The following is a 12940-nucleotide window of genomic DNA, read 5'->3' as shown; positions in this document are numbered from 1 at the left end:
GGCGCCTTGCGGGATCGCGCGCTTGCCGTCATCATGGCGCCGCCCCGCTGCAGGAACGCCGCCCGACAGATGACGCTATCGCCTGACGCCACCGACGACGCTGTGACGAGGGCGTTTGCCGGCCTTGCCGCATTGCTCGACCAGGCACCTTCGCTGGTCTCGCGGGGACGGCTGCTCGATTGCGACTGCCTGATCGGGGAGATGGCGCGGCCGTTTCATGCCGTGATCCGCGGCGGCCGCATCGTCGAGCTCACGCCGTCGCCGCTCCTGATGCGCTCGTGGCGCTTCTCCTATCGCGCCACGCCGCAGGCCTGGGCCGCGCATTGGCAGGCCGAGCCGAAACCCGGCTGGCACGATCTGCTGGCGCTGACCAAGCGCGGCGAGGCGGTGCTGGAAGGCGATCTGCATCCCTTCATGGCGCATCTGCAATATTTCAAGGACCTGCTGGCGCTGCCACGGCAGCATTTTGCGGCGGTCCTCTCATGAGCGGCCGCCGCATGAACGGTCACATCGAGCCGATGGTCGGCCGCTACGTTCACGTCGAGATCGGCGGCGAACTGCACCGCATCTATTTCGAGGAGAACGGCGGGGGCATTCCGCTGGTCTGCCTGCACACGGCGGGCGCCGATGCGCGGCAGTGGCGGCATCTGCTCGTTGACGCTCAATTTGCCGAAAATTTCCGCATCATTGCCTTCGATATGCCCTGGCATGGCAAGTCGAATCCGCCGATGGACTGGACCGGCGATGAATACCAACTCACCACTGCGCGCTACACCGAGACCATCCGCGCCTTCTGCCGTGCGCTCCATCTGGAGAAGCCTGTCGTGATGGGCTGCTCGATCGGCGGCCGCATCGTGCTCAACCTCGCGATCGAACATGCCGCCGAATTCCGCGCGCTGATCGGGCTCGAGGCTGCCGATTTCCAGGCGCCGTGGTATGACACGAACTGGCTGAACCGCCCGGACGTTCACGGCGGCGAAGTCTGCGCCGCGCTGGTGTCGGGGCTCATTGCCCCGCAGAGCCCGGAGCCTGCGCGGATGGAAACGCTGTGGGCCTACAAGCAGGGCGGCCCCGGCGTGTTCAAGGGCGACCTGTATTTCTACCGTGTCGATGGCGACCTGCGCGGTCGGGTCGCGTCAATCGATACTAAAGTATGCAAGCTGTACCTGCTCACGGGCGAGTATGATTTCTCCTGCACGCCTGAGGACACAAGGCGGACGGCAGCGGCAATAGGGGGCGCCAGCGTTACGATCATGGAGAAGCTCGGTCATTTTCCGATGAGCGAGAATCCCGAACAGTTTCGCCGCTATATCGCACCCGTCCTCGCCGACATTCTCATGCAGTAAATCGATCGTTTCCACGCAAGGAGTAGACGTATGACATCCAAATATCTCATCGGCTTCGCGCTCGCCGCCGCGCTCGGCGCGAGCCAGGCGCAGGCCCAGGAGCTGACCGGAACGCTGAAGAACATCAAGGACACCGGCGCCATCACGCTCGGCTACCGCGATTCCTCGATTCCGTTCTCCTATCTCGACGACAACCAGAAGCCGGTCGGCTACGCCATGGACATCTGCTACAAGATCGTCGATGCCGTGAAGAAGGAGCTGAAGCTCGACAAGCTCGAGGTCAAGCTCAACCCGGTGACCTCGGCGACGCGCATTCCGCTGATGGCCAACGGCACCGTCGATCTCGAATGCGGCTCGACCACCAACAATGCCGAGCGCCAGAAGCAGGTCGCCTTCACCAACTCGCACTTCCTGACCGCGAGCCGCTACGTCACCAAGAAGGCGAGCAAGATTAATTCGATCGACGATCTGAAGGGCAAGACGGTGGTCTCGACCGCCGGCACCACCAACATCAAGCAGCTCACCGAGGCCAACCTCGCGCGCGGGCTGAGCGTCAACATCATCCCGGCCAAGGATCATGCCGAGGCCTTCCTGATGGTCGAGACCGATCGCGCCGTGGCCTTCGTGATGGACGACATCCTGCTCGCGAGCCTGGTCGCCGGCTCGAAGTCGCCGGACGACTACGTCATCTCCAAGGACGCGTTCTCCAAGCCGGAGCCCTACGGCATCATGCTGCGCAAGGATGACGCGCAGTTCAAGAAGGTCGTCGACGCCGCCACCGCCGCGCTCTACACCAGCGCCGAGGGTGAGAAGATCTACGCCAAGTGGTTCAACCAGAAGATCCCGCCGAAGGGCCTGAACCTCAACGTGCCGCTCGGGCCGGAGCTGAAGAAGCAGTTCACCAAGCCGTCGGACTCACCCGATCCGGATGCGTATCTGGTCAACTGATCGTAATGCTGCGTTTGACCCGTCGCCTCTCGGCGGCGGGTCCTGAGAGTTAAGTATGTCCGGCCATTTTTGGAGGAGAATGGCCGGACATTTGCATAGTCGCCAAGCGCGACGTAGACGCCGCGCGTGATGTCGGCGTAATCCGTGATTGGCGCGGGAGCGCGGGGGACCTGTGAACTACAATTGGAACTGGCACATCTTTCTCGAGCCGAACCCGATGGGGACCGGCACCTATCTCGACATGTTGCTGGCGGGACTGGTGGTCACCATCAAGGTGTCGGTGCTCGCCTGGATCATCGCGCTGGTGTTCGGCTCCGTGGTCGGCGTGCTTCGCACATTGCCGTCGAAGACGGCGTCGTGGATCGGCTTCTGCTGGGTCGAGTTCTTCCGCAACATGCCGCTCTTGGTGCAGCTGTTCCTGTGGTTCTTCGTGCTGCCCGAGCTGCTGCCGCGGGCGGCCGGGCTCTGGATGAAGCAGATGCCGAATGCACCGTTCTGGACCGCCGCGATCGGTGTCGGCTTCTTCATGTCGGCGCGCGTTGCCGTGCAATTGCAGGCCGGCATCGGCTCGCTGCCGCGTGGCCAGAAGCAGGCCGCAACGGCGCTGGGTCTCACCACGCTGCAGACCTATCGCTACGTGCTGCTGCCGATGGCGTTCCGCATCATCCTGCCGCCGCTGACCTCTGAATTCCTCAACACCATCAAGAACAGCGCGGTCGCCATCACCATCGGCCTGATCGAGCTGACCGGCCAGGCGCGTTCGATGCAGGAATTTTCCTTCCAGGTGTTCGAGGCCTTCACGGCGGCCACCGTGCTCTATCTTCTCCTCAATTTCGTCGTGGTGACCGCGATGCGCTTCCTCGAGCGCTACGTCGCGATCCCCGGCTACATCGCGGGGAAATGACGATGCTCGGCAGTTTCGATTTCGACGTCATCCGCCGCTCGCTGCCCTATCTCTTTTTCGAGGGCATGCGCTTCACGTTGACCCTGACGGCGCTCGCCGCGTTCGGCGGCCTCGTGTTCGGCACGCTGATCGCCTTGATGCGGTTGTCGAGCTACAAGGTACTCGGGCGCATCGCCGGCTTCTATGTCGACTTCATCCGCTCGCTGCCGCTGGTGCTGGTGATCTTCTGGTTCTACTTCCTCGTCCCCTATATCGGGCAGTGGGTGACCGGTGCGTCGCGGCCGATCACGGTCGGCGCCTTCGCCTCCTCGCTGATCACCTTCATCATCTTCGAGGCGGCCTATTTCTCCGAGATCATGCGCGCCGGCATCCAGTCCATCTCGCGCGGCCAGCCGGCCGCCGCCAACGCGCTCGGTCTGACCTACAGCCAGACCATGCGCTACGTCGTGCTGCCGCAGGCATTCCGCAACATGCTGCCGGTGCTGCTGACGCAGACCATCGTGCTGTTCCAGGACACTTCGCTGGTCTACGTGCTGTCGATCCCGGATTTCCTCGGCGCCGCCAGCAAGGTTGCGCAGCGCGACGGCCGTCTGGTCGAAATGTACCTGTTCGCCGCGCTGGTCTACTTCGTCGTTTCCTGTGTCGCGTCCTTCTTCGTCCGCCGCCTGCAGGCGCGTATTGCCATTGTTCGCTGAACAAACAAGTTGAGCCATCATGATCGAGATCAATCACGTCAACAAATGGTACGGGCCGAGCTTCCAGGCGCTGAAGGACTGCACCACCAGCGTCGCCAAGGGCGAGGTGGTGGTGGTCTGCGGCCCGTCCGGTTCGGGCAAGTCGACCCTGATCAAATGCGTCAACGCGCTGGAGCCGATCCAGGGCGGCGACATCATCCTCGACGGCATCAAGGTCAACGACCCCAAGACCGATTTGCCGAAGCTGCGCTCGCGCGTCGGCATGGTGTTCCAGCACTTCGAGCTGTTTCCGCATTTGCGGATCCTCGATAATCTCTGCCTCGCGCAGGAGAAGGTGCTGGGCCGCAAGCATGACGACGCCGTGGTCACCGGCATGAAGCTGCTCGATCGCGTCGGGCTTAAGGATCACGCCAAGAAATTCCCCGCCGAATTGTCCGGCGGCCAGCAGCAGCGGGTCGCGATCGCGCGCGCGCTTGCGATGAACCCGATCGCGATGCTGTTCGACGAGCCGACCTCAGCGCTCGACCCCGAGATGATCAGCGAAGTGCTCGACGTGATGGTCGACCTCGCCCGCGAGGGCATGACCATGATGGTCGTGACCCACGAAATGGGTTTTGCCAACAAGGTCGCCGACCGCGTCATCTTCATGGACCGCGGCGAGATCGTCGAGGACGCCAAGAAGGCCGACTTCTTCGGCAAGCCCCGCAGCGACCGCGCGCAGAAGTTCTTGTCGAAGATCTTGCAGCACTGAGGCGCTGACCCATCCACATCGTCATTCCGGGATGCGCCCGCTGGGGCGCAGGCCCGGAATCCATACTCACGATGGTGGTTATGGATTCCGGGCTCACGCCTGACGGCGTGCCCCGGAATGACGGCGGCCGGGGTTTATCCCCGTTAACAATTTGCGTATACGAAGGCCTGAAACTAGTCCTTCGTCCGCAGGAGAACTCGCGTGGAAAAGATCGCTTACGTCAACGGTTCGTTCGTGCCGCATTCCGAGGCCAAGGTCTCGGTATTCGACCGCGGATTCCTGTTTGCCGACGGCATCTACGAGGTGGCCGCGGTGCTCGAGGGCAAGCTGATCGACAACGCCTCGCATCTGGCGCGGCTCAAGCGTTCGGTCGGCGAGATCCAGCTCGCGCTGCCGGAGACGCTGGAGCGGATCGAGGCGATCCAGAAAGAACTCGTTGCGCGCAATAACCTCGTCAACGGCATGGTCTATCTCGAGGTCACCCGCGGCGCAGACAAGGGACGCGACTTCCCGTTCCCGAAGGCGGACGTCAAGCCGACGCTGGTGATGTTCACCTCGGAAAAGGACATCATCAACGCGCCTTCGGCCAAGACCGGCATCAACGTCATCACGGTGCCCGACATCCGCTGGGAGCGGCGCGACATCAAGAGCGTGGCGCTGCTGGCGCAGGTGCTGGCCAAGCAGGCCGCGGCCGCGGCCGGCGCCGGCGAAGCCTGGATGATCGAAGACGGCAAGGTCACCGAGGGCGGCTCGTCCTCGTCCTTCATCGTCACCCAGGACGACGTCATCGTGACCCGGCAGAACGGCAACGAGATCCTGCCCGGCTGCACCCGCAAGGCGGTGGTCAAGCTCGCCGAGGAGCGCCAGCTGCGCATCGAGGAACGCGCCTTCACGGTCGAGGAAGCACTCGCCGCCAAGGAAGCCTTCATCACCAGCGCCTCGGTGTTCGTGCAGGGCGTGGTCGCGATCGACGGCAAGAAGGTCGGCACCGGCAAGGTCGGCCCGATCACCGACCGCCTGCGCGAGATCTATGTCGATTTCGCCAGGGCGACGGCGGTTTAAGCCGGTCCTGCCGCAACGTTGGTGCGTAGGGTGGGTTAGCGCAGCGTAACCCACCGACTTTGCTCTCCGCGGAGAGAATGGTGGGTTACGCCTTCGGCTAACCCACCCTACGGTCCTGTTGTGTTACGCCGCGACCTTCACCTTCACCGGATGCACCGCGCGGAAGCCGATCGCGATCCGGTTCCAGGCGTTGATGGCGCCGATCAGCGTGGTCAGGTTGACGAGCTCGCTGTCCGAGAACTGCGCGCGCACCGCTTCATAATCGGCGTCGGGCGCGTGCGTTTCCGATACCAGCGTCAGCGCTTCGGTCCACGCCAGCGCCGCGCGCTCGCGCTCGGAGTAGAGCGGGGACTCACGCCAGGCGTTGAGCAGATAGAGCCGCTGCTCGGTCTCGCCGTGCTTGCGGGCGTCCTCGGTGTGCATGTTGATGCAGTAGGCACAGCCGTTGATCTGCGAGGCGCGGGTCTTGACCAGTTCGATCAGCGATTGCTCGAGACCGCTCGCAGTGATCTGGGTTTCCACCGCGACCAGCGCTTTGATCGTCTCGGGTGCGGCCTGGTAGAAATTCATGCGGGGCTTCATGGTCGTTCTCCTTGGTTGGGGTTGGGGGGATGAAATCTAGTGCGCGCCGCCGCCGCCGAGCTGGCCGGGCTTCTTCAGGACCAACGTCGCCGCCAGCGCTATGATCAGCGCCACGCCGAGCAGATAGAAGGTGTCGCTGAAGGCGAGGATGTAGGCCTGCTTCTGCACCACACCGCCGATCGCGGCGATGGCACGGTGGGCGGCGGTGGCCTGATCGGCGACGCCGTGATTCATGAAATACTGCGTCATCTGCTCGATCCGGGTGCGGGTGGCCTGCTCCAGCAGCGAGACGGACTGCATCAGGACATTGGAGTGATACTGCTCGCGCTTGGTCAAGAGCGTCTGCAGCACCGCAATGCCGACGGCGCCGCCGAGGTTCCGCATCATGTTGAACAGGGCGGAGGCGGAACCGGCGTTCTCCATCTCGATGCCCGCGGTCGCGACCGCCGACAGCGGAGCCATCACCAGGGCCTGGCCGATGGCGCGGACCACGTTGGGCCAGAACAGCTGATCGGTGGCGTAATCGTTGGTCATGAAGATGTTCATGAAGTTGGAGCCGGCGAAGACCGCAAAACCGATGCCGATGATGATGCGGGGATCGAAGCGCTGCATCAGCCGCGGCACCAGCGGGATCAGCAGCAGCTGCGGCAGGCCGGTCCAGGCCAGCACCATGCCGATCTGCTCGGCGTTGTAGCCCTGGATGCGCGCCAGATACTGCGGCAGGATGAACACCGAGCCGTACAGCGCGATGCCGAGCAGGAAGTTGGCCAGCATGCCGAAGCCGAAATTGCGGCGGGCGAGTAGGCGCAGGTTGAGCAGCGGCTTCTCGACGGTGAATTCGACGATCAGGAACGCGACCAGCGAGACGGCGGCGATCACCGACAGGCGGACGATGAAGGGCGAGCCGAACCAGTCGTCCTTGTTGCCTTCTTCCAGCACGGTCTGCAGCGCGGCAAGCCCGATCGCCATGGTGATGATGCCGAGCCAGTCGCCCTGGCGGATCAGCGACAGCTTCATCGGGCTCGGATCGAGCGAGACGTACAGCATCGCGATCATCACGGCGCCGGGCACGAGGTTGACATAGAAGATGTACTGCCAGCCCCAATTTTCGGTGAGATAGCCGCCGATGGTCGGGCCGATCGCGGGCGCGAACGTCGCCGACAGCGCGAACAGCGCAAGCCCGATCGGCTGCTTGGCCTTCGGCAGCAGCGTGATGATCAGCGTGAACGCCATCGGGATCAGTACGCCGCCGGTAAAACCCTGGATGGCGCGCAGCGCGATCATCTGCGGCAGGTCTTGCGCCAGCGCACACGCCGCGGAGAACACCAGGAACAGAACCGCATTGGTGAGCAGATAGATGCGCACCGAAAACACCTGCGCGAGCCAGCCGGAGAGCGGGATCACCACGATCTCGGCGATCAGATAAGAGGTCGAGATCCAGCCGCCATCGTCGATCCCGGCGCCGATCGCGCCCTGCACGTCGGCAAGCGAGGCGTTGACGATCTGGATGTTGAGCACCGCCATGAACGCCCCGAGCGTGGCGCCGATCACCGCGATCCAGGTTTTCGTGGGGATCGCAGGCGTTGCCGGCGTGGCGGGGGCGGTGTGGGTAGCAGCGTCGGCTGTATTGGCGGTGGGCTGGAGCGCGGTCATCGGAGTCTTCCCTGGCTGACCCAGGTAAGATGCATTAGGCAGCCGGTTTCGATAATCGAGGAAGGAATGGAAGGATTGTCCGGCCGACGTTGATAATCGCGTGCGTGACGAGCGGGGCCTGATGGCGGCGTCGGATGAGCAAGCTCCTTCAATCGTGAGGTGAGCACGCCTCTCAGGCTCCCTCCCCCCTTGTGGGGTAGGGTGGGGAGAGGGGTGCCCCGGGCATTGGTGCCAGAGGCTACGCGAACTGATTCAATTCTGCCGACGCGTTACTAGCGGCAGTCGCAATCCGTCCGACGTCAGCGCAAGCGGCACCCCTCTCCCCAACCCTCCCCCGCAAGGGGGGAGGGAGCCCTGTCGCCGGTGATCGCGGCACGACGAGAAGAGACGCAGCAGAAAGCAGACAGGAAGCGCGACCGACCACCGAGTGGGTGATCGATCGCGATAAGCCAGTCGAGGAGACGTTATGCGCTATCCGCCACTCGGCCGCGTCACTGATGCCAGCCGCCGCTTCTCTTCGCGCTCGGCCAGCACGGTCGCCTTGGTGTTGACGGTCGGGATCGCCGACATGCCCGGCCGCAGCAGGCCGGTGAGGCTGCGGTCGTCGAGCACGATCTTGACCGGCACGCGCTGCACGATCTTGGTGAAATTGCCGGTGGCGTTATCGGGCGGCAGCAGCGCGAATTCGAGACCGCTGGCCGGCGACAGGCTGTCGACATGGCCCTTCAGCGTGGTGCCGTGGAAGCTGTCCACGGTGAGCTCGACCGGCTGGCCGTTGCGCACATTGGTCAGCTGCGTCTCCTTGAAATTGGCGACCACATAGACCGCATCGAGCGGCACCACCGCCATCAGCTGCGTGCCGGCCTGCACATATTGCCCGACGCGGAGCGTGCGGGCGCCGACCGTGCCGTCGACCGGCGCGGTGATCCGCGCGTAGGACAGGTTCAGCTCAGCCTGCTGCTCGACCGCGCGGGCGCGGTCGGCCTGCGCGACGGCCTGGGCGCGCTGCGTGGTCAGCACCTCGACCTTGCGCTGCGCCGCCGACAACGCCGACTTGGCGTGCTGCAACTGCGCGGTGTTGGCGCGCAGCGCCGCGTCGGTCTGCTGCGCGCGTTGAATGGTGCCGGAGCCGGACTTCATCAGCCCGTCGTAGCGGGTCTGTTCTTCCTGCGCGAATTTCAGACTGGCCTCGGCGGCTTCGACGTCGGCGGTGCTCTGGTCGATGATCGGCTGCTGCAGCTCGAGCTGGGCATCGAGGTTGCGCACCGAGGCGTCGGCGGCGTCGACATCGGCCTTGGCCTGGCCGAGCGCCGTGCGGTAGTCGCGATCGTCGATCTGGGCCAGCAGCTGGCCGGCCTTCACCGGCTGGTTGTCGGTGACCAGCACGCGGGCGATGTAGCCCGGCACTTTCGGCGCGATGATCGTGGAGTCCGCCTTCACATAGGCGTCGTCGGTCGATTCGAGGTAGCGGCCGGTGGTGAGGTAGTCGTAGCCGAAGTCGGCGGCGGCGATGATGCCCAGTCCCGCGGCGAGGCCGAGCGCCACCCGCTTGATCGCCTTGCGGGACGGGAGAAGACGAATTTTAGCTGATTCTTCAGGGATATAGGTGGTGGTCGACATGGCGTCCTCCTGGTCGAAATCTGCGTCCTTCCAGAAAGGGCGCCTGCCAGGCCCCTCAGATGCAATATCCTCCCCGCTGTGATAATCCCGATAAAACTGGAAGCATTATCAAGCCGGCGCTGATAATCCGGACCTGCCGCATGGATCGCCTGACCAGCCTGACCGCCTTCGTCCGGGTCGTGGATTCCGGCGGCTTCTCGGCGGCCGGCCGCAAGCTCAACATGTCCACCACCATGGTGAGCAACCATGTGCAGTCGCTGGAGGATCGGCTCGGCGCGCGGCTGCTCAACCGCACCACGCGCAAGGTCAGCCTCACCGAAATCGGCCAGGCCTATTACGACCGCTGCGTCCAGATCCTCGCCGATATCGAGCAGGCCGATGAAGTCGCCAGTGCGCAGCAATCGGTGCCGCGCGGCACGCTGCGCATCTTCACCAACACCCATCTGGTGCAGTTCCTGTCGCCCGCGGTCGCCGAGTTCCTCGCGACCTATCCCGAGGTCAAGGTCGACCTCACGATCGGCGAGCGCACTGCCGATCTGATCGACGAGAATTTCGATCTCGCGGTGCAGATGATCCAGCCGCCGGACTCCAGCCTGATCGTTCGTACCATCGCGACCTGGCGCCATGTGCTGTGCTGCTCGCACGGCTATATCGCGCAGCACGGCAAGCCCGAGCAGCTTGCCGATCTCTCCGCGCGCAACTGCATGCGCCACGCCAACTATCCCTATGGCGATGATTGGCACTTCACCGACCGCAAGGGCACGCCGGCCGCGGTGCGGGTCTCCGGCAATCTGATCTCCAACAGCGGCGAGACGCTGAAGCTCGCGGCGCTGGCCGGCGTCGGCGTCTTTCTCGCGGCCGGTTTCCTGGTGCGCGACGAGCTGGAGTCAGGCGAATTGGTGCGGCTGTTGCCGGAGTACCGGCCGGTCGAGCTGACCATGAACGCGGTCTATCCGCACCGCCATCATCTCTCGGCCAAGGTCCGCACTTTCATCGACCTCCTGGTGCATCACGCCACCGAGCAGCAGAAGCTGATCAATCCGTATTCGTGAGCCGCGTGGAGAGAACCGCGCACGCAAATCTATCTCCGTCATCCCGAGGAGCGCGCACTTGCGCGCGTCTCGAAGGATCGACGGCCCGGCTGTGGCCGTGCATCCTTCGAGACGCGCTACGCGCTCCTCAGGATCACGGGACTAATAGCGCGTCATGACCACCCGGCATCCCTTGCATGGCGCCACCGTGTATGAAGGTCGCCTCACTCGCGCCGGGGCCTGCCATGCCGCTTCGTCTCCTCACATCGATTCTGTTCGCGTTTGCAGCAATTGTACTGCTGCACGTGCCGGCGTTCGCCGGCTATCCCGACCATATCGTGAAAATCGTGGTTCCGTTCGCGCCGGGCGGCGGCACTGATGTTGTGGCGCGCACGTTGGCGCAGGAGATGCAGAAGGACCTCGGCGTCACCATCATCATCGAGAACAAGCCGGGGGCGGGCACCATCATCGGCACCCAGAGCGTCGCGACCAGCCCGGCCGACGGCTACACGCTGCTGATGGCGACCTTCGCCAACGCCGTCAATCCGAGCCTTTACCGCAAGCTGCCCTATGACGCGCACAAGGACTTTGCGCCCGTGGCATTGGTGGCGCGCTCGTTCAACGTCGTCGTGGTCAATCCGGCTTCGCCGATCAAGTCGATTGCCGACCTGATCGCGGCTGCGAAGGCCGATCCGGAAAAGCTCTCCTACGGGACCTATGGCACCGGCACCTCGGCGCATCTCGCCGGCGAGTTGTTCAAGCACATGGCGTCCGTCAATCTCACCACCGTCCCCTACAAGGGAAAATTGATCGTTCCCCGGTATTCCTAAGCATTCCCCAACATCACGCTAACCCCTTAGCCCCTTTACAGTTCTTCTCTCTGGCGTACTCAGGCATCAGTAAGCCTCAGTACCCATCACCGGGACACAGCCGGGACACAGAAGGACCAAGACATGCCGCGCAAGCTCCGATCCGCCACTCTCGAAACCCGAACCGCCCGCGCCAAGCTGGCGCAGCAGCGCAAGCCGTACTGGATCGCCGTCGCGCCCGGCATCAGCTTGGGCTACCGCAAGAACGCCGGTCCCGGCGCGTGGAACGTCCGCGCCGCTGACGGCAAGGGCGGCAACTGGATCAAGTCGTTCGGCATCGCCGACGACCGCGAAGATGCCAACGGCGCGACCGTCCTCGACTTCTGGCAGGCCGCCGACAAGGCGAAGGCGCTGGCGCGCGGCGGGGACGCCGACGCCGGACGACCGGCAACGGTCGATGAGGCGTTGACGGACTACGCCGCCGACCTCGCCGTGCGCGGCGCGAACCCGGTCAACGCGAGCCAGCCGCGAAAGCATTTGACGGCGGCGCTTTTGAGCAAGCCGGTCTCGATGCTGGCGGTTCGCGAACTGCGGAGCTGGCGCAACGGCCTCACCGAGGTGATGAAGGCGAGCAGCGTCAACAGGATGTGCAAGGCGCTGAAGGCGTGCTTGAACCTCGCCGTCGCGCACGACGACAGGATCACCAACGCCAAGGCGTGGACCGTTGGCCTCGCCGCGATCCCTGAGGACGACGACACCGAAAGCAATCTGGCGCTGGTCGAGAAGAAGGAGCCCTTGCTGCACGCCGTCATCGCCGCCGCCTATGACGAGGCCGTCACCGCGCCCTATGACATCGATGCCGAGACCTTCGGCATTTACGTCGAAGTTCACGCCGCGACCGGCGCGCGCTCCAGCCAGATCGCCATGCTCGATGTCGGCGACCTCCACGCGACCAATGCGCCGAAGCTGATGATGCCCAGTTCCTTGAAGGGCAAGAACCGCAAGACCCGGACCCGCAAGCCGGTGCCCATCGCGCCCAGTCTGGCGCGGAAGCTGAAGGCGCTCGCAGCCGGACGCGATGCCAGCGAACCGTTGCTGCTGCTCGACGGCAGGCGCTGGAAGAATTCGGGCGAACATCGCCGCCCGTTCGCCGCTGCGGCGAAGGCCGCCAACCTGCCGGATGGCGCGACGATCTATTGCCTGCGACACACCGCGATCACGCGCGCGCTGCTCGCGGGCATCCCGGTTCGCTTGGTCGCATCGAGCTTCGACACCAGCGTTGCGATGATCGAAAAGACCTACAGCAAATTCATCTCCGACCACGGCGACGATCAGATGCGCAAGGCGGTGTTCGACATCGAAGCGCCTGCCGCTGGCAGCAACGTCCTGCCGATGGTTCGGTGATCGGTCGTTTGCAATTGCTGCTCGAAGCAAGGCTTGAGCGCCGCGTGCCAGTTGCAGTGATCGCGCTCGAACGAATTGTGGCGAAAATAAACAAACTTCGCGTTGACGGCTTTTGCGGGGTTGAGTGAAAGAAAA

At 64.1% G+C, this 12940-nt stretch carries 14 protein-coding genes; 11 read left to right on the top strand and 3 right to left on the bottom strand.

Translation table 11 applies throughout. The features are described from left to right. Positions 1-69: 69 nt before the first annotated feature. The 7 genes from K359_RS0110645 (at position 70) to K359_RS0110615 (ending at position 5706) form a co-directional block, all read left to right on the top strand. Complete coding sequence (locus K359_RS0110645) at positions 70-486, top strand: hypothetical protein (RefSeq protein WP_029079328.1); 417 nt, start codon at positions 70-72, stop codon at positions 484-486. Next, positions 483-1346, top strand: a complete 864-nt coding sequence (locus tag K359_RS0110640) for an alpha/beta fold hydrolase (protein WP_198031132.1) — start codon at positions 483-485, stop codon at positions 1344-1346. The genes K359_RS0110645 and K359_RS0110640 overlap by 4 nt, the downstream gene beginning before the upstream one ends. A 30-nt stretch (positions 1347-1376) precedes the next feature. After that, positions 1377-2294 carry an amino acid ABC transporter substrate-binding protein gene (locus tag K359_RS0110635; protein WP_029079326.1) on the top strand — a complete coding sequence of 306 codons (918 nt, stop codon included), beginning with the start codon at positions 1377-1379 and terminating at the stop codon, positions 2292-2294. Between the two features lie 172 nt (positions 2295-2466). Then, positions 2467-3198: an amino acid ABC transporter permease gene (locus K359_RS0110630; RefSeq protein ID WP_029079325.1), complete on the top strand. Its 732-nt coding sequence runs from the start codon at positions 2467-2469 to the stop codon at positions 3196-3198. A gap of 2 nt (positions 3199-3200) precedes the next feature. After that, entirely contained in the window at positions 3201-3893 is a 693-nt protein-coding gene (locus K359_RS0110625; protein WP_029079324.1) for an amino acid ABC transporter permease, read from the top strand. A gap of 19 nt (positions 3894-3912) precedes the next feature. Beyond that, complete coding sequence (locus K359_RS0110620) at positions 3913-4644, top strand: amino acid ABC transporter ATP-binding protein (protein WP_029079323.1); 732 nt, start codon at positions 3913-3915, stop codon at positions 4642-4644. A gap of 201 nt (positions 4645-4845) precedes the next feature. Continuing rightward, positions 4846-5706 (top strand): D-amino-acid transaminase, encoded by an 861-nt coding sequence (locus K359_RS0110615; RefSeq protein ID WP_029079322.1) that lies wholly within the window; start codon positions 4846-4848, stop codon positions 5704-5706. Positions 5707-5829: 123 nt separating this feature from the next. On the opposite strand, the gene K359_RS0110610 is transcribed toward K359_RS0110615, so the two are convergent. The 3 genes from K359_RS0110610 to K359_RS0110600 form a co-directional block, all read right to left on the bottom strand. Continuing rightward, on the bottom strand, positions 5830-6288 hold the full coding sequence (locus K359_RS0110610) for a carboxymuconolactone decarboxylase family protein (RefSeq protein WP_029079321.1): 459 nt from the start codon (positions 6286-6288) through the stop codon (positions 5830-5832). Positions 6289-6324: 36 nt separating this feature from the next. Then, on the bottom strand, positions 6325-7941 hold the full coding sequence (locus tag K359_RS0110605; RefSeq protein WP_029079320.1) for an MDR family MFS transporter: 1617 nt from the start codon (positions 7939-7941) through the stop codon (positions 6325-6327). Positions 7942-8412: 471 nt separating this feature from the next. Further along, a complete protein-coding gene (locus tag K359_RS0110600) occupies positions 8413-9561 on the bottom strand; it encodes an HlyD family secretion protein (RefSeq protein WP_029079319.1) in 1149 nt (382 codons plus the stop codon). 140 nt (positions 9562-9701) lie between these two features. Here K359_RS0110600 and K359_RS0110595 point away from each other — a divergent pair, with 140 nt between their 5' ends. From K359_RS0110595 to K359_RS65765, 4 genes are all read left to right on the top strand, one after another. Beyond that, complete coding sequence (locus K359_RS0110595) at positions 9702-10613, top strand: LysR family transcriptional regulator (RefSeq protein WP_029079318.1); 912 nt, start codon at positions 9702-9704, stop codon at positions 10611-10613. Positions 10614-10837: 224 nt separating this feature from the next. Next, the gene (locus K359_RS51650) at positions 10838-11422 is read left to right on the top strand and encodes a tripartite tricarboxylate transporter substrate-binding protein (protein ID WP_245284571.1); all 585 of its coding nucleotides are present in this window, start codon (positions 10838-10840) and stop codon (positions 11420-11422) included. Positions 11423-11545: 123 nt separating this feature from the next. Beyond that, on the top strand, positions 11546-12805 hold the full coding sequence (locus K359_RS0110585) for a tyrosine-type recombinase/integrase (protein WP_029079317.1): 1260 nt from the start codon (positions 11546-11548) through the stop codon (positions 12803-12805). Beyond that, on the top strand, positions 12802-12933 hold the full coding sequence (locus K359_RS65765; RefSeq protein ID WP_256375144.1) for a hypothetical protein: 132 nt from the start codon (positions 12802-12804) through the stop codon (positions 12931-12933). The genes K359_RS0110585 and K359_RS65765 overlap by 4 nt, the downstream gene beginning before the upstream one ends. Positions 12934-12940: the final 7 nt, after the last annotated feature.

Source organism: Bradyrhizobium sp. th-b2 (assembly GCF_000426785.1).
GTDB classification, from domain to species: Bacteria; Pseudomonadota; Alphaproteobacteria; order Rhizobiales; family Xanthobacteraceae; genus Bradyrhizobium; species Bradyrhizobium septentrionale.
This window is presented reverse-complemented; position numbering and strand designations above follow the sequence as displayed.

What these genes read in the sequence shown, in the direction of transcription:
- K359_RS0110645 (WP_029079328.1), top strand. Translation starts at nt 70, where the DNA reads ATGACGCTATCGCCTGACGCCACCGACGACGCTGTGACGAGGGCGTTT.
- K359_RS0110640 (WP_198031132.1), top strand. Translation starts at nt 483, where the DNA reads ATGAGCGGCCGCCGCATGAACGGTCACATCGAGCCGATGGTCGGCCGC.
- K359_RS0110635 (WP_029079326.1), top strand. Translation starts at nt 1,377, where the DNA reads ATGACATCCAAATATCTCATCGGCTTCGCGCTCGCCGCCGCGCTCGGC.
- K359_RS0110625 (WP_029079324.1), top strand. Translation starts at nt 3,201, where the DNA reads ATGCTCGGCAGTTTCGATTTCGACGTCATCCGCCGCTCGCTGCCCTAT.
- K359_RS0110620 (WP_029079323.1), top strand. Translation starts at nt 3,913, where the DNA reads ATGATCGAGATCAATCACGTCAACAAATGGTACGGGCCGAGCTTCCAG.
- K359_RS0110610 (WP_029079321.1), bottom strand. Translation starts at nt 6,288, where the DNA reads ATGAAGCCCCGCATGAATTTCTACCAGGCCGCACCCGAGACGATCAAA.
- K359_RS0110605 (WP_029079320.1), bottom strand. Translation starts at nt 7,941, where the DNA reads ATGACCGCGCTCCAGCCCACCGCCAATACAGCCGACGCTGCTACCCAC.
- K359_RS0110600 (WP_029079319.1), bottom strand. Translation starts at nt 9,561, where the DNA reads ATGTCGACCACCACCTATATCCCTGAAGAATCAGCTAAAATTCGTCTT.
- K359_RS0110595 (WP_029079318.1), top strand. Translation starts at nt 9,702, where the DNA reads ATGGATCGCCTGACCAGCCTGACCGCCTTCGTCCGGGTCGTGGATTCC.
- K359_RS51650 (WP_245284571.1), top strand. Translation starts at nt 10,838, where the DNA reads ATGCCGCTTCGTCTCCTCACATCGATTCTGTTCGCGTTTGCAGCAATT.
- K359_RS0110585 (WP_029079317.1), top strand. Translation starts at nt 11,546, where the DNA reads ATGCCGCGCAAGCTCCGATCCGCCACTCTCGAAACCCGAACCGCCCGC.